At 64.7% G+C, this 18,130-nt stretch carries 24 protein-coding genes; 1 reads left to right on the top strand and 23 read right to left on the bottom strand.

Going from position 1 to position 18,130, the window contains the following annotated elements; translation table 11 throughout:
* Position 1: 1 nt before the first annotated feature.
* The 16 genes from BM136_RS22655 to BM136_RS22595 all read right to left on the bottom strand — a co-directional run bounded on the left by BM136_RS22655 (position 2) and on the right by BM136_RS22595 (position 7,780).
* On the bottom strand, positions 2 to 541 hold the full coding sequence (locus BM136_RS22655) for a hypothetical protein (protein ID WP_092976032.1): 540 nt from the start codon (positions 539 to 541) through the stop codon (positions 2 to 4).
* Positions 538 to 912: a hypothetical protein gene (locus tag BM136_RS22650; RefSeq protein ID WP_092976028.1), complete on the bottom strand. Its 375-nt coding sequence runs from the start codon at positions 910 to 912 to the stop codon at positions 538 to 540. The genes BM136_RS22655 and BM136_RS22650 overlap by 4 nt, the downstream gene beginning before the upstream one ends.
* Positions 909 to 1,157, bottom strand: a complete 249-nt coding sequence (locus BM136_RS22645; protein WP_139219393.1) for a hypothetical protein — start codon at positions 1,155 to 1,157, stop codon at positions 909 to 911. The genes BM136_RS22650 and BM136_RS22645 overlap by 4 nt, the downstream gene beginning before the upstream one ends.
* Before the next feature lie 3 nt (positions 1,158 to 1,160).
* Entirely contained in the window at positions 1,161 to 1,562 is a 402-nt protein-coding gene (locus BM136_RS22640; RefSeq protein WP_092976022.1) for a hypothetical protein, read from the bottom strand.
* A gap of 51 nt (positions 1,563 to 1,613) precedes the next feature.
* Positions 1,614 to 2,408: a major capsid protein P2 gene (locus BM136_RS22635; protein ID WP_092976019.1), complete on the bottom strand. Its 795-nt coding sequence runs from the start codon at positions 2,406 to 2,408 to the stop codon at positions 1,614 to 1,616.
* A 305-nt stretch (positions 2,409 to 2,713) separates the two neighbouring features.
* Positions 2,714 to 3,457 carry a hypothetical protein gene (locus BM136_RS22630; RefSeq protein ID WP_092976014.1) on the bottom strand — a complete coding sequence of 248 codons (744 nt, stop codon included), beginning with the start codon at positions 3,455 to 3,457 and terminating at the stop codon, positions 2,714 to 2,716.
* Complete coding sequence (locus tag BM136_RS22625; RefSeq protein ID WP_065855200.1) at positions 3,454 to 3,948, bottom strand: hypothetical protein; 495 nt, start codon at positions 3,946 to 3,948, stop codon at positions 3,454 to 3,456. The genes BM136_RS22630 and BM136_RS22625 overlap by 4 nt, the downstream gene beginning before the upstream one ends.
* A 67-nt stretch (positions 3,949 to 4,015) precedes the next feature.
* Entirely contained in the window at positions 4,016 to 4,324 is a 309-nt protein-coding gene (locus BM136_RS22620) for a hypothetical protein (protein WP_092976010.1), read from the bottom strand.
* Positions 4,324 to 4,488 (bottom strand): hypothetical protein, encoded by a 165-nt coding sequence (locus BM136_RS25455; RefSeq protein ID WP_175537200.1) that lies wholly within the window; start codon positions 4,486 to 4,488, stop codon positions 4,324 to 4,326. The genes BM136_RS22620 and BM136_RS25455 overlap by 1 nt, the downstream gene beginning before the upstream one ends.
* Before the next feature lie 25 nt (positions 4,489 to 4,513).
* Positions 4,514 to 4,699, bottom strand: coding sequence for a hypothetical protein (locus BM136_RS22615; protein ID WP_092976007.1), 186 nt, complete (start codon positions 4,697 to 4,699; stop codon positions 4,514 to 4,516).
* A 2-nt stretch (positions 4,700 to 4,701) separates the two neighbouring features.
* Entirely contained in the window at positions 4,702 to 4,878 is a 177-nt protein-coding gene (locus BM136_RS25450; protein ID WP_175537199.1) for a hypothetical protein, read from the bottom strand.
* A gap of 5 nt (positions 4,879 to 4,883) precedes the next feature.
* Positions 4,884 to 6,695: a replication endonuclease gene (locus BM136_RS22610; protein WP_254775736.1), complete on the bottom strand. Its 1,812-nt coding sequence runs from the start codon at positions 6,693 to 6,695 to the stop codon at positions 4,884 to 4,886.
* Positions 6,662 to 7,255: a hypothetical protein gene (locus BM136_RS22605; RefSeq protein WP_175537198.1), complete on the bottom strand. Its 594-nt coding sequence runs from the start codon at positions 7,253 to 7,255 to the stop codon at positions 6,662 to 6,664. The genes BM136_RS22610 and BM136_RS22605 overlap by 34 nt, the downstream gene beginning before the upstream one ends.
* Complete coding sequence (locus BM136_RS22600) at positions 7,252 to 7,431, bottom strand: hypothetical protein (protein ID WP_092976004.1); 180 nt, start codon at positions 7,429 to 7,431, stop codon at positions 7,252 to 7,254. Before BM136_RS22600 ends, BM136_RS22605 begins: the two co-directional genes overlap by 4 nt.
* A gap of 2 nt (positions 7,432 to 7,433) precedes the next feature.
* Positions 7,434 to 7,556 (bottom strand): hypothetical protein, encoded by a 123-nt coding sequence (locus BM136_RS25715; protein ID WP_302848173.1) that lies wholly within the window; start codon positions 7,554 to 7,556, stop codon positions 7,434 to 7,436.
* Positions 7,553 to 7,780, bottom strand: coding sequence for a hypothetical protein (locus BM136_RS22595; RefSeq protein WP_092976001.1), 228 nt, complete (start codon positions 7,778 to 7,780; stop codon positions 7,553 to 7,555). Before BM136_RS22595 ends, BM136_RS25715 begins: the two co-directional genes overlap by 4 nt.
* 246 nt (positions 7,781 to 8,026) lie before the next feature.
* Here BM136_RS22595 and BM136_RS22590 point away from each other — a divergent pair, with 246 nt between their 5' ends.
* The gene (locus BM136_RS22590; RefSeq protein WP_092975997.1) at positions 8,027 to 8,353 is read left to right on the top strand and encodes a helix-turn-helix domain-containing protein; all 327 of its coding nucleotides are present in this window, start codon (positions 8,027 to 8,029) and stop codon (positions 8,351 to 8,353) included.
* Between the two features lie 107 nt (positions 8,354 to 8,460).
* Here the strand turns inward: BM136_RS22590 and BM136_RS22585 are convergent, their stop codons facing one another.
* Genes BM136_RS22585 through BM136_RS22555 form a run of 7 tightly spaced genes read right to left on the bottom strand, consistent with a single transcriptional unit; the run spans position 8,461 to position 18,093 of the window.
* Positions 8,461 to 9,639 carry an acetate/propionate family kinase gene (locus BM136_RS22585; protein WP_092975995.1) on the bottom strand — a complete coding sequence of 393 codons (1,179 nt, stop codon included), beginning with the start codon at positions 9,637 to 9,639 and terminating at the stop codon, positions 8,461 to 8,463.
* A complete protein-coding gene (locus tag BM136_RS22580) occupies positions 9,636 to 11,081 on the bottom strand; it encodes a bifunctional enoyl-CoA hydratase/phosphate acetyltransferase (RefSeq protein ID WP_092975992.1) in 1,446 nt (481 codons plus the stop codon). The genes BM136_RS22585 and BM136_RS22580 overlap by 4 nt, the downstream gene beginning before the upstream one ends.
* Positions 11,082 to 11,090: 9 nt before the next feature.
* On the bottom strand, positions 11,091 to 11,597 hold the full coding sequence (locus tag BM136_RS22575; RefSeq protein ID WP_092975989.1) for a hypothetical protein: 507 nt from the start codon (positions 11,595 to 11,597) through the stop codon (positions 11,091 to 11,093).
* 9 nt (positions 11,598 to 11,606) lie between these two features.
* Positions 11,607 to 12,758 (bottom strand): ABC transporter permease, encoded by a 1,152-nt coding sequence (locus BM136_RS22570; protein WP_092975986.1) that lies wholly within the window; start codon positions 12,756 to 12,758, stop codon positions 11,607 to 11,609.
* A 12-nt stretch (positions 12,759 to 12,770) separates the two neighbouring features.
* Positions 12,771 to 15,587 carry a ribosome-associated ATPase/putative transporter RbbA gene (gene rbbA, locus BM136_RS22565; protein ID WP_092975983.1) on the bottom strand — a complete coding sequence of 939 codons (2,817 nt, stop codon included), beginning with the start codon at positions 15,585 to 15,587 and terminating at the stop codon, positions 12,771 to 12,773.
* Positions 15,551 to 16,624, bottom strand: coding sequence for an HlyD family secretion protein (locus BM136_RS22560; RefSeq protein ID WP_092975980.1), 1,074 nt, complete (start codon positions 16,622 to 16,624; stop codon positions 15,551 to 15,553). The genes rbbA and BM136_RS22560 overlap by 37 nt, the downstream gene beginning before the upstream one ends.
* A complete protein-coding gene (locus BM136_RS22555) occupies positions 16,621 to 18,093 on the bottom strand; it encodes an efflux transporter outer membrane subunit (RefSeq protein WP_175537205.1) in 1,473 nt (490 codons plus the stop codon). Before BM136_RS22555 ends, BM136_RS22560 begins: the two co-directional genes overlap by 4 nt.
* Positions 18,094 to 18,130 lie beyond the last annotated feature (37 nt).

Here is an 18,130-nt window from a genome sequence, read left to right as displayed (position 1 = left end):
GTTACCCCTTGTGGACCATCACCACGGCCGCGATGGCGACCACCGTCATGCCCACCAGCAGGATTGCCCGGTTTGGGTCGTTCAGCTTTCCCGGCTGCGCTGCCAGCGCCTGCACGACCTGCAACGCCGATTGGTTCTGCGCCATGGCGCTCTCCACGGCGTTCTGCGTGTTCGCGAACAGGTCGCGCGCCAGGCTGTTGTTGCTTGAGTTCAGATCGCGGGTGAGCTGGATATTGCTGTCCAGCATGTGCGATCCAGCCTGCGTCAGTGCTTTCGACGCATCGAGCGCAGCCGTTCCCAGATCAACGCCCGCGCGTATTGCGCCTTGGTCGCTGTTCGTGATGAACACGCTCGACTGATCCGCGCTCACCACCGTTGAGCCACCGTCCGCCACGTTGCGGCGGTCCTGATAGCTGGTGTTCGTCGTCGTGTTTGTGGTGTTGGTCGACGCCGAAGACGACGACGACTCACCGCCCACATTGCACGGCGTATGGGGCAAGCCCATCGCCATCAACCTGATCTGTGCCGGCGTGCGAATCACAGTTCTTTCTCCAATTCCACGAAGCGCGGCACGAAGCCCGCTTCTGTCATTCGCTTGACCATGCCCGGGCGCATCGTGCGCAGGCCCAGCCGGTTTGCCCCGTGCTCGCGCGCGATCCGCTCACACTCCGGCAACGCCTGTTGCATCCCCTCGCCCGCACACGCGGTCACATACGCGCGCACGCCTTTTCGGTCCCGCCGAATGTCCATCGTCCACGCAAGCTTCAGCGCGCCGGCCGCATCGCGCACCGAGTAGACGTGCGTGCTGGCCATGGCGTCTTCCACCGTGTAGCCGCCGCCGCTGGTGTCGTGCTTGAACGCACGCGCCAGCAGCGCGGCCACCTCGGCAGAACGTTCGGCCGCGATGATCATTTGCGATGCATCAGGTAGACCGCGCCCAGGGCGATGCCGCCCAGGATCAGGATGGTGTTCATGTTCAGCCCCGCCCCCGTGGCCTTGCTGCTGCCCGTGGAGACGGTCCACCCCGACCCGTCAAAGCCTGATCGCGCGTTCGACGTTCCCGACGAATAGCCATCCGCGTGCGACGGGCCGGCAGGCGGCGTTTGTGCCGCCTTGCCAGCCGCGCCAATCGCGGCAGCTGCGAGCATTGGCCACATGTGTCAGTGCTCCAACATGTGGAACACGACGAGGCCGAGCAGCACCATCGCCGCCAGCGTCAGCGGCTTGGCGCTTGCCGGCGTCGTGCGCAGGCCGCCTGCGAAGGCACCCTGTTGGAACAAGCCGCCGTTGGTCGCCTCGTACTTCTTGTAGTCGTAGAAGTCTTTGCGCGCCTGATCCTGCTGCCACGTGCCAACGCCGAACTTGAGCACGTCCAGCACCTGTTGGCTGTAGTTGCCGTTCGCCCCGCCACTGGTATCCCAGGGTTGGTTGTTCGGTTGCGCGTTTGCCGGGTAGCTGTAGGTGCCATCGCTCTGCGGCCCCACAGACGAACCGGCATCTTGAAAAATGCCGCTCGTGTTGTCAGTCCCGGTGTACTGACTCCAATCGAAAGTTGGGTCCATCGCTCTCTCCCTGGTGGAAACCAGCGGCCGGCACGCGCCGGCCGCCCTGCTTTACATGTTGCCCAGCAGGTCCAGGGTTTCGATGACGGCCGTCACCGTGTCGGCGGCACTGAAGGTCGGGTTGAACTCCATCGACACCATGTCGGCCGTCTTGACCGCGTTGGTGTAGTTGTTGTCCGCGCATGGGTCGAACGTGTACAGGTTCGTTTGCTGCGTCTTCTTGTAGTCGGCTTGGTAATAGCCGAGCACCGACGTGAGGATGTTGTCGTGGATGACGATGCCGTTTTTCTTCACTTCCAGGGCGGTCATGTTGCCGCCGTGGGCGAAGTGAACCCGCTTGATCACCGCGCCACGGTTGGCGAGGTCGATCAGCTTGAAGGCGAACTTGCCGGCGCCGCCGAACGAGTTGGTGAACGGCAGATGCTTGGCCAGCACGCCCAGGGGTTGCGGCGGGCCGAGTTCGGCGTAGCTGTCCAGCGTCGGCGCGGTGGCACCGGCAATGGTCACTTCCACCGTGAGCGACGAGACGCCTTGCGCGGTGTTGATGTTTCCGATGTACTGCTCGCTCATCAGCTTGGCGTACGGTTCCGTGAAATCGAGCGTCAGGAAACCGGCGTTCGAGGACAGGCCGCGATATTGCTGGATCAGGTCCAGGCGCGAGCCGGTGCCTTGCATGATCACCTTGCCGTTCACCCGAACTTTGAAGTCCGTGATCATCGACTTGGTGAAGGAAGTGCCGCCCAGGGCCAGGATGATTTTGTTGTAGCTCATCCCGATGGGCAGGCTCACCGTCGCGACGCCGTTGGCGACCACGTTGGTGAAGGGCAGGTTTTTAACCAGCAGCATTTGTGCGTTCTCCTGAAGGGTTGCGGAAAGGGAAGCGCGCCGATTAGGCGAGCACGTCTTTCAGCAGCGGCACATTCAGGTTCTGCGCGATGGGCGCCACCACGATTTTGGTGACGGCCAGGAAAGCGACGAAGGTGATGTAGCTGTGAACGTATTGCTTCATGATGTCCTCTTGCGAGTTGGATACGAGATCGGCGCAGCCCCCCGCGCACAGGCCAAAACTTACGGTCGTACCCTCGCAAGGCGTTAGAACACTCCCCAATGGATAGCGCCCCATTGGGGAGGTCCCCAGGCACCCCACCTCCCTACCCCTTACCCCCTACTTTTTTTCGCGCTGGCGGCCCGGAAATTCCGGTTTTCACCACCTTTGCAACGTCTCCAATGTGCAACTCTCTGGCCGGTGGCTGGATGGCCCCCACAGACACCTCCCCAGTAGTCACCTTCCCAGTGGTCATGTCCCGCTCGATGTACTCCATCGGCTTGAGCGCCTGGATCAGTTCGACCGGCACACCCAGCACGTCCGCCATTACCTTCTGGTCGGTCGCGTAGTTCAGCCGTCCGCACCGGATGCGCGTCGCGTTGCCGAAGAAATCCTTATCCACGCGCGCCGGCCGCTGCGTGGTGCCATACACCACCAGCCCTTTGAGACGCCCGCGCAGGTTGACCAGCATCCAGCCCGGCTCGCCGCCGCTGGGCCGCGTCACGAAGGCCAGTTCTTCGGCCACCAACGCGATATGCCCGGCCGCGTGCGCCATCCGGCAGATGGCATCGAATTGCTGTCGCGCGACCTTCATGTCGGCCGACGGTCGGAACACGATCTGCACCTGCCCCCTGCCCGCCTCCATGAGCATGCGATGCACGTCCGCCAGGGTGTGCGTGACGGCGCCGTACATGTCGTATTCGTGCTGGGTGTCGAAGATGATCGACCGCGTGTGCCGCGCCGCCTTGAATTGGGCTTTCAGGGACGTGGATTTGCCGGCGCCCGACGCCCCGATGTAGGCCAGGATGTTCGGGCGCATGTCCGCGCCCTGGGTTGGGCGCACTTTCATTGGTAGAGCGCCATCTGCGGATGGACAGCGGCGGCCGGCGCGTCATCCGGTGCCTTCGGTGCCGGCAGGCCGGCAGCGTTGCGCGCGGCGGCCTGCTGCTGCGCTTCCGCAGCCTTCACCTTGTCCTCTGCCATCTGGGCGCCGATGATGCGGGCCGACTGATACAGCACCGGCCCGCACACCACCAGCGCGGTCAACTCGACCGGCATGGCGCCGAACGAGAAGCCGTATTTCTCCATGACGGGCGCCACCGACATGGCCATGCGCTGCTTGGTTTCCGTGCCCCACAGCGGCGCGCACGCGGGCGAGTAGCCGCAGATCATCGCGCCCAGCATGTCCACCATGCCGGCCGCCTCGGTGGCGTAGTCCGGCCCAGGCGGCGCCAGTTCCGGCGCTGTCGGGTCGCCGGGCGCAGCAACGCCAGCGGCAGCTTGATCGGCTTCGGCGGCGATGCCAGCAAGGCCCGCCAGTTCGTGATTTTGGTCTTCCATGGTCCACCTGTTGGGTTCGAGTTCCGCGCGGGGGGCGTGCGCTGGTCTCGAATCCTTCAGGCGGCCGTCAGAACAGGATGCGCCTGGGTGCGGGCGCCGGTGTCGGCGCGGGTGCCTTGGCTGGCGGCGCGGCCGGCGTTGGCGTGGGTTGCGGCGCTTGCGCCGTCTTCACCAGCGGTAGCGCGTCTCCCTCGCGGGCTGTCATCTGTGCGCGGATGATCCGCGCGGCCTCGGTGCCGTGCTTGGCGTAGGCGCTGAAGTCGCACCACTGGCACGACACGTTGAGCGTTCCTGTGTCAGCCTCGCGCACCGGGATATGCCGATGGCAACAGCGGCACTCCATGGTGCCGACTTGGTTTTTCGGTTTCGTCGCCATCAGTCGCGCTCGCTTCTGCCGGCCATGCCTTCGGCGTGCACGATGGCGGCCTGCATCGATGCGAGCGTGACGAACAACTGATCGAAGAAAAACTTGCCCTGCATGCGCACCACCAGCGGAATTTCCGCGTACTGCTCGCGCAGCTTCTTCAGTTCCTTTTCCATGTGACCCCCTTCTTTTGTTTTCCCGTCAGGGCAGCGCGCGCAGTTGGTCGGGCGGCACCAGAAACGACTTGGTGCCATCCTCCCGCACGCATTCCACCCAGATGGCGCCCGCTTGGCGCCCCGACACGTAGCCGACCCAGCCATCGATGAATCCGTAGAACTCATCTTTGGCCACGATCAGCACGCGCCGCCCGGTGTGGAACGGCGCCACGATCAGCGGCCCAGCAGCTTCAGTTGGGCTTCTTTGTAGGCGACGGTGGCGCCGTCGGCGTCCATCTTCACCGTGAGCTGCTTGTCGTCGCCCGTGCCCTTGGTGGCGATGACGAGACCGGCTGCGCCATTGCGCGGGTCGTTGGCGTCGGTAACTTGAACTTGGTCCCAGGGTTGCATTTGAACTACTCCATGCCGCAGGTTGGAGGCGTTTCCAGCGCGTGCGGCGGCGCGCTGGCCTCAATTTCTTCCAGCCAGAACGGTTTCCCGTCCTTGGCGCCCTTCCGGCGCGTACAGTTATTGACACGAGTCCGAGTGCTCGCGGCTGCGCCGCTGCGCGACACCTCCCGCCATTCGTAGCGTGTCGCCGGAACGAAAATCTGTGTCGTGCGCCAGTAGTCGCACATGCCATCTACGATGTGTGCGCGTCCCACGGCCTGCACGCCCTGCGGCACTTGACGCACGGCCATGCCGTAGCGCCCCTCTTCCATGCGCTCCACGAACTTGATGGCGATGCGCCGTCCCTCGCCGGCAACGCCGCCCATTGCGCGGGCGTAGTCGGCCCAGCTCGCGCCCTTCTCTTCCGTCTTCTGCGCGGCGGCCCAGGCTGCACGGATTTCCGGGCTTTCCTCTTCGGTCGGCAGGTCCGCTTCCTTCACGCGGCGCAGCTCGCGCCACACGCCGACCGGCGCGCCGCCGAACGCCTGAAACTGGCGAATGCCCCACGTTGCCGCCCAGGCTTCCACGCGCTCACTCGGCGTAATGACGTCATCGCCCAGGAAGTCCGCTTGCACCACGTAGCCCTCTGCCGTCTTGTGGTCGCCCACGGCGTGGCCGTCGATGTTCTTGGAGATGTACTTGGCGATGTAGCCCACCGCGCTGCCCTTGGCGCTGTCGATGTGCTCGAAACGGCAGCGGCGCAGCGATGCGCCGGCTTCCTCGGGGGAATCCTTCAGCGCGTGCTTGCGGATGACGGCACACACCACGTCGATGCGGTTGGAGAAAATCAGGCCGTGCCAGTGCGGGCACCCGTCATGGTGCGGCTCTGCAACGCGCAGGCCGAAGTACACAACGCCCAGGCGCTTGAGCTCCGCGCGGATGCGTGCCCACACGCGGCGCAGGTAGCCTTGGCCCTCGCGCGGGTCCGCGCCCTCATATTTGGCGTTGGGTTGCCACTTGTTGCCCATCTGCTTCACGGCATGGAACCGTGATGGGCATGTCTTGGTGAACATCACGCCGGCGAACTTCACATCTTCGGCCAGCTCTTCCATGCCCTTGAGGCGCGTCATCAATTCGCCGCGGCGAAGTGCCTTGTTGGCGATTGACTTGTCGGCCAGCTCCGCCAGCGTGAATCGCTGCCCGTGCTCGTTCTCGAGCGAGGTCCGCTCGAGCGTTTGGCGGTTGCGGCGGTTCTGCGCGAGGCGCCGGCGCACCGCGTCATTGCTGGCGTACGGGTCGCTGCGATAGTGGACGTAGTGCAGATGGATGTTCGAGCGCTCGAGCGCGCGAATGTGTTTCGTGCGCAGACGCCGGCGCCACCACAATTCGCATTTGACTCGAGCCACGCGATCCGCCGCCGCGCTGAAGTCGGGCAGCTCGACACCGTAGCGCTCGCACGTCGAAGCGCACACCACCAGCGCTTCCTCCAGCTCCAGGCCGTGCACCTTGAGTTGCACGTCGCCGGCGATGCGGCGCGCCTTCATGCAGATTTCGTAGTCTGTAGCGTCCGGGCGCACCGGCAGCGTGCTCGGTGCGTGCTCGTTCATGAACGCCGCGACTGCGCCAGCAGCGGCACCCAGGTCGAACATGTCTGGTCTGCCCGCGCGCTGCGCGCTTGCGCGGCCGGCCTTGTCTGCGGCCTTGAGCGCGCGGTTATACCAGCGCATCGGCACCCTGCCCCGCGCTTCCTTCATTTCTGGAAGCGCGGGGACCGCCTCTGCCGCGTCACGAAGGTATCCCCACATCAGGCGCACCGCCTGGCTGTCTCGCACAGCCATTCGGCCAGTGCTGGCGGCGTGTGCTCGCGCTCCGCCTTGGTAATCTCTGGCCTCCACCCACGGTCACCCTTACGCAGGCGCCCGCCGTCGCGGCGCCGCCCAGAGCTGGCAACGATGTGCGTTGCCTCGCCCAGGACAAGCGGAATTTCCGGCAGATCGGCCGGCGCGCACCCAACGATGTAGAGCCGCGTCGCCTTCTCTGCTCTGTGCCCCCACCAGTGTTGATGTATTGGCAGCGTCCATCCGCCCCAGGGGTCCCGCTCGCCTGGCTCGGGCAATCCCGCCTCACGCCACAACGTTGACCCTGCCGGATGCTCCAGCACGCCGCCAAACCGCCGCACCTGCTCCACAGCGAACAGGGCAAGCGCCTTTTCATCCGGTCGCGGATTGGCGAGCGCGCGCAGCACGCCCCAGGCGCGGCATGGCGGGTGCGCCACTACTGGCTTGCCGCCTGGCCAGCGCCGCGCGTCGCGATCTGCATCCCATACGTCGCAGTCCGGCAGCGTCTTGTAGATGCTGTCCGCGCGCGCGAAGAGAACCGCCACCTCGGCCGGCATCATCGTGCTGGGTTGATGCGCGGCTTGTGCCGCTTGAGGATGGCCAGCGCGTTTGCGATGGCCGCATCAGCCATGGCGCGCGACATTTCTGTCGGCGCTGCTGGCGTGGGGATCGATGCCGGCAGGTGTGCTGCTGCTGCGCCGTCGCGCGTGCTGCCCGGTCGGTAGCCTCGCGCCATGGTCACGCCCCCAGAAAATGGAAGAAACGCTCTGCCAGAACGGCCAGGGAGCGACGGCGGCGATAGTACGGGCCGTCGATGGTGAAACCGCCCAGAGCGGTGCGGTGGATGGGGGTCGGTTTCATCGAGCGGCCCCCTTCATGAAATTCGCTTCTACGGCCGCGCCTTGCTGCAGCTTCTCGACCGCCTCTTTGAAGATCACAGCCTGACGCATCGCGTCCACTTCTGTGATGCGCTCGTCTCCCAAGCCGTTGAAGCAGAACAGCGCGTACGTAATCGGCCCTGACACGCTGACATATCCCTGGTCCGGCTTCCCGCTGGCCCGGAACGTCGAAATTTGTAACTTCATGTGACTCCCCTTTGACGCTACCCCTGTTGCGCGAAGCCCCTTTCGGGGTGCGCACCGCCTGCCAGCGGATCAGGCCGGCCCTGGCGGGGTAGCGTCCAGGCGGCGGTGCGTCTGGGAACGGATCATAGTCATCACCCTGTGAACAGTCAACATGCAAAGAACGTTCGCTTACAGATGACGTTGCGCGTTCGTTGACCGTTGACTACGCTTCAGCCCGGGTAGACGTTTTTCTTAGGGGTAAATGTGATGAAAACCACTCTTGATTTTCTGGAGGCGGTAAGCCGAAAGCTTGGCGGCGCCTCCGACTACGCAGTCGCAAAGGCGCTGCGCATCTCACGCTCTGCCGTGAGCAAGTACCGGAACGGCCAAGGTAGCTTTGACGATGAAACGGCAATGCGGATCGCGGAAATCCTGGGCATTGACCCGGCCGCCGTTGCAGCAGCCTCACACGCTGAGCGCGCCAAATCGCCCGAAGTCCGGCAAATGTGGGCGTCGATTTTTGACCGCCTCGCCGTAAATTTTGAAGACCTGCTGAGCCTTGTGGGCCAGCGTCGGGGCACTGCCCTGGCGTAGTTCAGCAGGAAGGCCCGGGGGGGCAGTTTGTGTTATGTAAAATAATATAGATGCATCCTAGCGACACGACGGCGGGCCCTGGAACTCGGCGATTTCCCCAAAAAACCTTATGAGCACAGTTTGACGGCATGCCGTGCTGCCACCCACTCCTCATTTGTAGGCTCTACTGCCACGCGGATCCGGCTCGCTGAACTGGAAATGACTGCTGCGTGCGCTTGGTTGGCCTCGTCATCAAGGTTGGCGCCCAAGAAACCAAGTCCGCCCACAATGCGCTCGCGCAGTACGGCGTTGTGCTCGCCAATACCCGCAGTGAAGACCAGAAAATCCAGGCCGCCGAGTACGGCCACCAGGGCGCCGATCTCGCGGACGATCCGGCGCACGTAGAGCGCGAGCGCCGCTTGCGCGCGCGGGGTGTCACCCTCGTGCGCAATCAGGTCGCGCGGGTCGGAAGACAGCCCTGACACCCCCAGCAGGCCCGATTCGTGATACAGCACGTGCCCAACCTGCGTGGGGGAAAGATGCTCCGTTTCCATCATGTAGAGCACTGCACCCGGATCAAGCGCGCCACATCGCGTCCCCATCATTAGGCCATCGAGGGCGGAGAACCCCATCGTTGTGGCCGCGCTCTTCAGCCCGTGCATTGCACACAGGCTGGCGCCACTGCCCAGGTGCGCGACGATGGTTCGCCCGAGTGCGATGTCGCCATGCCGTTCCAGCAAAGCGATCGACATGTATTCGTACGACAACCCATGAAAGCCATAACGACGCAGACCGCGCTCCCATGCCGTGTACGGCAGCGGCAGCATCGTCTCTACCTGCGGCAGCGTGCGGTGGAACGCGGTATCGAAGCACGCGACTTGCGGCACATCGGGCAAGTCCGACAGCAGCGCCTCGATGGCCTCCAACGCAAACGGCTGATGCAGCGGCGCCAGAGGAATGTAGCTGCGCAGATCGGACAGCACATCGGCGTTCACGCGTACCGGCGCGAAATATTTGGAGCCGCCATGCACCACTCGATGCGCCACGGCCATCAGGCGGCGGCCGTCCAGCCTGTGTTCGACACGCCGGCGAATGTGCATGAGCGCGGCGTGATACGGCTGCGCGCTGTCTAGCGCTAGCGCCTGTGTCGGCGTGCCAGCCTCCGTCGCCGTGGGGTGATCAGTGCCAATCCCCTCCACTTTCCCGCTCCACATGGGCACACGCGGCAATGGGCGCAAGGTGGCATCGAACATTGCAAACTTGATGCTCGACGAGCCGCAGTTCAGTACGACGATGCAATCGGTCATGGCGGTAGATTGCGGTAGCGGTGGGCCAGCAACGTGGCAAGGGCGCACGACGCGATGCGCGATTCGCGCGAGTCGGCGCGGCTGGTCAAAACAATGGGCACGCGGGCGCCGAGCACAATGCCTGCGCTGGCTGCGCCTCCCAGGTATTCCAACTGTTTGGCGAGCATGTTGCCGCTTTCCAGATCGGGCACCACCAGCACATCGGCCTGCCCTGCCACTTCCGAAACAATGCCTTTGATGCGTGCGGCAGCGGCAGACACGGCATTGTCGAAAGCCAGTGGCCCGTCCAGCACTCCGCCCTCAATCTGGCCGCGGTCCGCCATCTTGCATAGCGCGGCCGCATCGAGCGTGGCAGGCATGCGCGGGTTCACCGTCTCGACCGCAGCAAGGATCGCTACCCGAGGCCGTTCAACGCCGATTGCATGGGCCAGGTCGATGGCGTTGCGGACGATGTCAGCCTTTTGATCCAGGGTCGGCGCGATATTGATGGCGGCATCCGTCACGATAAACGGGCGCGGATACGCGGGCGACTGCATCAGGAAGCAATGGCTGATCCGACGTTTAGTGCGTAGCCCGGCCTCCTCGCGCACCACCGCCGCCATCAACTCGTCGGTATGCAGGCTGCCTTTCATCAGCGCCTCTGCCCTGCCCTGCGTCACAAGCTCCACTGCGCGGGTTGCAGCGGCACTGCTGTGCGGCACGTCCTCGATCTCGATGCCACTGAGGTCAAGGCCGGCTTCGGCGGCTACGCGCATCAGCTTGGCCTTCGGCGCGACAAGGCAAGGCACGATCAGGCCTTCGGCGCGCGCGTCCAGCACGGCAGACAGGCTCAGCGCATCGCACGGGTGGACAACGGCCATCCGGATCGCACCAAGAGGCCGCACATGGTCGAGCAGCCGATGGATGCCATCACTGCCGGTGGTGATACGCACATCCGGCAGCGTGGTACGCGGACGCTCGATCCGCTCGGTGGGCGCGATGACCTCGGCCTCGCCCGTGATGGCCACCGTGCCGCTGTCGTTTGTGCAACTGCATGCCAGCTTGATCCGCTTTCTTTCCGCCTCCTTGCTGACCACCGTCACGCGGATGGTCAAGGTGTCGCCAATGCGCACCGGTGCGAGGAACCGCAGCGTCTGTCCAAGGTAGATCGTTCCAGGCCCCGGCAAACGCGTGCCGAGCAAAGCGGAAATAAGCGCTCCGCCCAGCATGCCGTGGGCAATCACACCGTGAAAGCGCGTAGACGCGGCAAACTCAGGGTCCAGGTGCTGCGGGTTGACGTCTCCCGACAGCACGGCGAAGAGCTGGATATCCTCGGCAGTGAGCGTGCGCAGAATGGCAGCCGTGTCGCCAATGGCAATTTCGTCAAAGGTGCGATTGCGCACCACACTCAGATCGCCGGCCGGCAGCAACGCCGGCGGTACAGGCAGATGATCGGGGCCCATGTGTGTTCGTCAGGAAGCTTTGTGAAGCTGACCGTTGCCCTTGCCGGGCGTACGGACAGGATTTGAGCGCTCGGTTGCAGAGCGGAGCCATGCATCGCCCGGCACGCCCCAAGCCGATAGCATGCCCTGCAGCGCTGTATGGACCGGCATGGCGTTGCCGGTCGTGCTCAATGCGCGTACGGAAGCCTGTTGCCATTCCAGCATGACGCGCTGGTAATCCGCCACCAAGCTCGACTGGTTCGAGATGGCCGTCTGCAGCACGCCTTGCAGCACATCCATGGTGCGCTGGCTGGCCTGCCAAAATGCGTTGGGCAGCAGTGCTGCAAACGCGTTCCAGTCCTCGACGCTTTGCAGATCGGCCAGCGCAGACTCGGTGCGGGCAACGTCCTGTGCCAGCAGCTCGGCGCCCAGTGCATACCAGTGCTGCCGTGTTGTCTTGAGCAGACCCAACGTCTGCAGCCCGAATGCGATCTGCGCCTTTTGGAGCGCGAGAGGCACGTTGGCGGGTGTATCCATGTTGGCTCCTTATGCCATCTGGCTGATGGTTTGGCGAAAGCGCGTCAATGATGCGACAAACAGCACGGTGCCGATGACGCAGATGGCCAGACATTGCGGCCACACGACCTCGAGCCCCGCACCGCGATAAAGAATGGCTTGCGACGCCGATACAAAATGTGTGGTCGGCGCGGCCAGCATGATGTCCTGCACCACGCTGGGCATGCTTTCGCGCGGGGTGGTGCCGCCCGAGAGCAACTGCAGTGGCAGCAGCACCAGGACCAACAGCATGCCGAACTGCGGCATGGACCGCGCCACCGTCGCAAGAAAGATCCCCATGGAGGTCGTGGCAAACAGATGCAGCGTAGCCACCAGCATGAACAGCAGGATCGAGCCTTCGATCGGTACATGCAGCGCGCCCTGCACCACGCACACCAGTGCAACAAGCGCGGCCAGTACCACCACCAGCCCCATCGACCACACCTTGGACACCATGATCTCGAATGGCGTGACTGGCATCACCAGCAGGTGCTCGATCGTGCCGTGCTCGCGTTCGCGGATGAGTGCGGCGCCGGTAAGGATGATCGACAGCATGGTGACGTTGTTGATGATCTCCATCAACGAGCCGAACCACGTCTGCTCCAGGTTGGGGTTGAAGCGCGTGCGCAGCACTAGGTCGACCGGTGTGGCGGGCGCGGCGCGGTGGCGCTGCAGGAAGGTGCTCACCTCGCCCGAGACGATCTGCTGGATGTAGCCGTTGCCGGTAAAGGCCTGGCTCATCCGCGTGGCGTCGATGTTGAGCTGGATGGACGGTGCGCGTCCGGCCAGCACATCGCGCTGGAAGTTGGGCGGGATATCGAGCACGAACGTATAGCGGCCGCTGTCCATGCCTGGGTCCACCTCCGTGAGCGGAATCAACGCAGGCGTGCGGAAATGCGGAGGATAGAAGCTTGAGACAATGCGCGCCGACAGCGGCGAGCTGTCTTCATCAACAATGGCGATCGAGGCGTTGTGCAGGCTCTCTGGCATGGCGGTTGCCGCCACGTAGATCGACAGGGTGAAGGTGTAGACGATCAGCACCAGCATCATCGGGTCGCGCGCCAGGCTTCGCAGCTCCTTGATACCAAGGCGGAAGATGTTATTCAGGCGGGCGGTGCGTCGATCGACTTGAAGGTTTGGCATGGCGGGGCTCTCCTATCGATCCTGCTTGCGCAGCATCAGCAAGGTGGCGCCCAGGATGACCGGCACTGCCGCCAGGAGCGGCCAGAAGGCGCTGCCCAACGCCCCCATGTCCAGCGCCTTGCTGAAGACGCCCCGGCTGATGGTCAGGAAATGCGTGGCGGGATATACGCGCCCGATCATGGCCCCCGCTCCTTCCAGCGACGACACGGGATTGAGCAGCCCTGCAAATTGCACGCACGGAATGATCGTGCCGATCATGGTGACGAACATGGCCGCGATCTGGCTTTGCGTGAAGGTGGACGCAAACAGCCCGAAACCCGTCGAACACGTCACGAAGATCAGCGCCCCCAACGCGAGCGTCGCAAAGCTGCCCTTGATCGGCACACCGAACACCGTCACTGCCAGCAGCGCCAGCAAGAGGAAGTTCAGCATGGCGAGCACGATATACGGCAACTGCTTTCCAAGCACGAACTCCGCGCGAGTGACCGGTGTCACGTAGAAATTAATGATGGAGCCCAACTCCTTTTCGCGCACCACCGACAACGCCGCCAGCATGGCTGGAATCATCATCAGCAGCATCGGAATCACGGCGGGCACCATGGCAGGCAGGCTTCTCACGTCGGGGTTGTAGCGATAGCGCGTTTCGATGCTGCTGGGCGCCGCCAGACGCACCCCCAGCCGGTGCACCGCAGTATCCGCAAGCCAAAGCTGGTGGATGGCCTGCACGTAACCGCGCACGGTTTCGGCGCGGGTGGGCATGGCACCGTCCACCCAGGCACCGATCTGCACGGCCGTGCCGCGTTTTACGTCGCGCGCAAAGCCAGGCGGGATTTCAATCGCCAGCGACAACTCGCCGTTGCGCATGCGGCGATCCAACTCAGCGTAGTCGCGAATTGGGGGTTTTTCGATGAAATAACGCGAGCCCGCCAGGTTGAGCGTGTAGTCGCGCGAGAGCACAGTCTGGTCGCGATCCAGCACGGCGTAGGTCAGGTTCTCCACGTCCAGGCTGATGCCGTATCCGATGATGAACATGAGGATGGCCGTGCCCAGCAGCGCCAGCGTGGCCCGCACGCGGTCGCGGCGCAGCTCCAGCGCCTCGCGCTGCGAATAGCTCAATGCGCGCGCAAGACTGAAGCGGCGGCGGGCGGGCATGCCGGCGGGTGCGCTGGCCGCCGCCGCGCGCACCGGCAGCGGCGCAGCAACCTCGCCGGTGCCCGAAGACGCTTCGGCAGCCTCCTGCAGATAGGCAACGAACGCCTGCTCCAGCGTCTGCGTGCCGCGAGCGCGCACCAGCGCCGCGGGCGCATCACTTACCAGCACCCGGCCGGCGTGCATGAGCGAGATGCGGTCGCATCGCTCGGCCTCGTTCATGAAGTGCGTGGAGATGAAGATGGTCACCCGATCCCGCCGTGCGAGGTCGATCATCAGGCGCCAGAACATATCGCGCGCGACCGGGTCCACCCCCGAGGTCGGCTCATCTAGAATCAGCAGCTCCGGCTTGTGCACCATCGCCACCGCGAGCGACAAACGCTGCCGCATGCCCAGCGGCAAGCTCTGAGGCAGGCTGTCGGACACCTCCTGCAGCCCGAAGCGGGTCAGCATCTCAGCCGCACGCGACTGCACCTCGGCTTCGGGCACCTGGAACAGGCGCGCATGCAGCACGAGGTTCTGACGCACGGTCAGCTCGCCATACAGCGAGAACGCCTGCGACATGTAGCCCACGCGCCGGCGTGTGTCGATGTCTTTCGGGTCCACCGGATGGCCAAACAGCCACGCCTGACCCTCGCTGGCAGGCAGCAGGCCGGTGAGCATCTTCATGGTGGTCGATTTGCCGCAGCCGTTCGAACCGAGAAAGCCGAAGATCTCTCCACGACGGATGCGGAAGTCGACGTGGTCGACTGCGACAAAGTCACCAAAACGCATGGTCAGGCCGTTCGCTTGCACCGCAATATCGTCTTCTGCACCGGCCACCAGGGGCGGCACGACCACGGCGTGATGCCCCTGCCGGCGCGTCAGCGGCAGCAGTGCAATGAAGGCGGCCTCAAGGGAATCGGTACCCGCACGGCTGCGCAGACCAGCCGGTGTGCCGGTGGCGAGCACCTGCCCCGCGTCCATGGCGACCAGCCAGTCGAAGCGTTCGGCCTCTTCCATGTAGGCGGTGGCCACGATCACGCTCATGCCCGGGCGCGTGGCGCGAATACTGCCAATCAAGTCCCAGAACTGCCTGCGCGAGAGCGGGTCGACGCCCGTGGTCGGCTCGTCCAGGATCAATAGGTCCGGGTCGTGGATCAGCGCGCAGCACAACGCCAGCTTCTGCTTCATGCCACCCGACAGCTTGCCGGCAGGCCGTGAGAGAAACGCCCGCAGGCCGGTGCTGGCCGTGAGGGCATCAATGCGGCGGCGGCGCTCCGCTGCATCGTGGCCGAACAGGCGCCCGAAGAACTGCAGGTTCTCCTCGATCGACAGCGTGGGGTACAGATTGCGCCCCAACCCTTGCGGCATGTAAGCAATGCGTGGGCCGACCGCGGCGCGCGCGCGATGGTCGGCCATGTCGCTGCCCAGCACATGTACTGCGCCGTCCTGCAGGGCACGCGCGCCGGCCACCAATGACAGCAGGCTGGACTTGCCCACGCCATCCGGACCGATCAATCCGACCATGCAGCCGGCGGGAAGGTCGAGCGTGACGCCGTCCAGCGCCAGCGTCTTGCGGTAGCGCAGGCTCACGCCGGCAAGGCTCGCGACCGGCGCCGCGAGGTGCACCTCATGCAAGGGGGATGGGTCAGCAGACCGCGTCACTGCGGAACCTTGATCGCCAGGGTGGCCGGCCATTCGGCCTGCGTGTCGAGCTTGAGCCACGCCATGCCGGGCAGACCGGTCTTCACCAGCTTCAAGTGCTTACGCAGCAGATCGCGATCGATCTGCGCCTTCACGCGGAACATCAGCTTCTGCCGCTCGCTGGCCGTCTCCACGGTCTTGGGCGTGAATTGCGCGGTGCTGGCCACAAAGGACACGCGCGCCGGAATCACGTATTGCGGCGCAGCGTCCAGCACGATACGCACCTCGCTGCCCATGGCGATGCGGCCTGCGTCCGTCTCTGGCACGAAAAAGGTCATGTAGACGTCGGACAGATCCACGAGGTTGAGCAGCCGCCCGCCGCCGGCCAGCACCTCACCGGGCTGGGCGATGCGGTATTGCACACGGGCGTCGCGCGGGGCCGTCAAGGCGCTGTCGTCAATATCGGCCTTGATGCGCAATACGGTTGCGTCTGCTGCCTTGACGGTGGAACCGGCGCCGGCCACCTGCGTATGAGCGGCCAACACGGCCGCCTGCGCGGCCTCGGCTTGCGCGCGGGCCGCCACAAGCGCGGCCTTGGCGCTGCGCACGCGGGCGCGGTCGTCGTCCAACTCCTGCATTGACAAAGCGCCTTCGTGCGACAGCGTTTCCGAACGCGCCAGCCGGCGCTGCGCGGCATCAAGGTCGCTTTCACGCAGGGCGATTTGCGCGAGAGCCGCTTGCCTATCGGCTTCTCGCACGGCCACCTGGGCCTGCGCACTCGCCACGGCAGAGACCGCTTGTTGCTGCCGTGCCTGGGCCTCGTCACGTTGCGCTTCCAGTGTCTGCACCTGCATGTGCGCAAGCGGCTGGCCGGCCGTCACGAAGTCGCCCTCGTCCACCAGAATGTCCTGCACGCGGCCAGGCAGCTTGGTGGCCACGTCGATTTCTGTGGCCTCGATGCGGCCATTGCCGCTCGCAAAGCCCTTGCCGGGGCCCTCTTGCCGCAAAGCCTTCCACGCGAACGCTCCGCCGGCCATCACCAGGGCGGCCGCCAGCAGCGCAATCCATCGTTGTCGGGGAGTCGTAGTCATGGTGTTGTTCCGCCCGATACGCCCGATACGCGCGGGGGCGGCGTCAGGCTCAGGTGAGGTTGCAGATCAGATTCGGATTCGACGGCCTGCGTGCCACCACCCAGTGCGGCATACAGGCCAACGCGGCTAGAGAGAAGCGCACGGCGTACCTGCACCAGTTGCTGCTGCGCGGCCAGTAGGTCGCGCTGGGCGTCGAGCACCTCCAGGAAGGTCGATGCTCCAGCGTCGAAACGTAGTTGCGACAGCCGCGCGCGTTCGCTCTGTGCCGCCAGTGCGGCCTTCGCAATGTCGAGTTGGTCGGCCAGCCACTTGCGTGCAGAAAGCGCGTCGGACACGTCGCGGAATGCGCTCTGCACGGTCTTCTCGTAACCAGCCACGGCAAGGTCTCGGCGGGCTTCTGCCAGGTCGAGGTTGCTGCGCAGCTTTCCACCTTCAAAGAGCGGGAGGCTGATACTCGGCGCAAATACCCAGGCGCGTGTGCCGGGCGCAAACAGGTTACCCAGTTCCGGACCCAGCGTGCCGTAAGCGCCGGTCAGCGCCACGCGGGGAAAGAACGCGGCCCGTGCCGCGCCGATGCTGGCGTGCGCAGCACGCAGCCGGTGCTCCGCGGCGGCAATGTCCGGGCGCTGCGTCAGCAGGTCGGAAGGCAGGCCTGCGCGCAGTTCGGCCAGCATGCGGTGCTCGTCAAATGGCTCGGAGACCGGCGGCAGGTCGATTGGTTTGCCGACAAGAAAGGCCAAGCCGTGCGCCTGCGCGTCGCGCGCCTGCTGCAATTGCGTTAGCAGCGCCTGCGCCTGGGTCAGCAGGGTCTCGACCTGTGTTTGGTTCAATCTTGACGTCGCGCCCACCGCCACGCGGCGCGAGAAGATGCGCAGTGTTTCGGTCCGGCTATCCACGGTTTGTTGCGCCAGCGCGATGCGCTCGTCGAGTTCACGCAGCACCAGATAGCTGTCGGCCACCTGCGCGATCAACCCAAGCGCTACCGCACGGCGTGCGGCGTCGGAAGCCACATAGCTTTCCAATGCGGCCTCGTTGAGGTTGCGTACGCGTCCCCAGAAATCGATCTCCCAACTGGAGACACCGGCCCCCACCTGGTACTGGGTGACACGCATCGGCATGCCGAACGGGCTCACGTCCGCCGGAATGCTCAAGCGGCTGACGCCGGCCTGCGCATTGAGGTGCGGAAATATCTCCGCGCGCTGGATGCCAAACGCAGCACGCGCCTCTTCCACACGCAGCACGGCAGTGCGCAGGTCGCGGTTATTTTCCAGCGCCTGCTTGATCAACGCCTGCAGGCGCGTGTCCGTAAAGTACGCCTGCCAGCCGGTCGCTGATGCTGACAGGCCATCCCGGCCATCGTCGGCGTCGTAGTGCTGGGCCACGGGCAACGCGGGCGCCTCGTAAGGCGGCGCCATCGAGATGCAACCCGACAGTGCCAGCACAGTGACGGTGACTACCATGGCGGCCATACGCGTGTCGGCGTAGCTGCCACACGCCCGGAGCTGC

The sequence above is a fragment of the Ralstonia sp. NFACC01 genome (genome assembly GCF_900115545.1).
Classification (GTDB): domain Bacteria; phylum Pseudomonadota; class Gammaproteobacteria; order Burkholderiales; family Burkholderiaceae; genus Ralstonia; species Ralstonia mojiangensis.
Note: the sequence above shows the minus strand (reverse complement) of the source record. Positions and strands in the feature narration are given on the sequence as shown.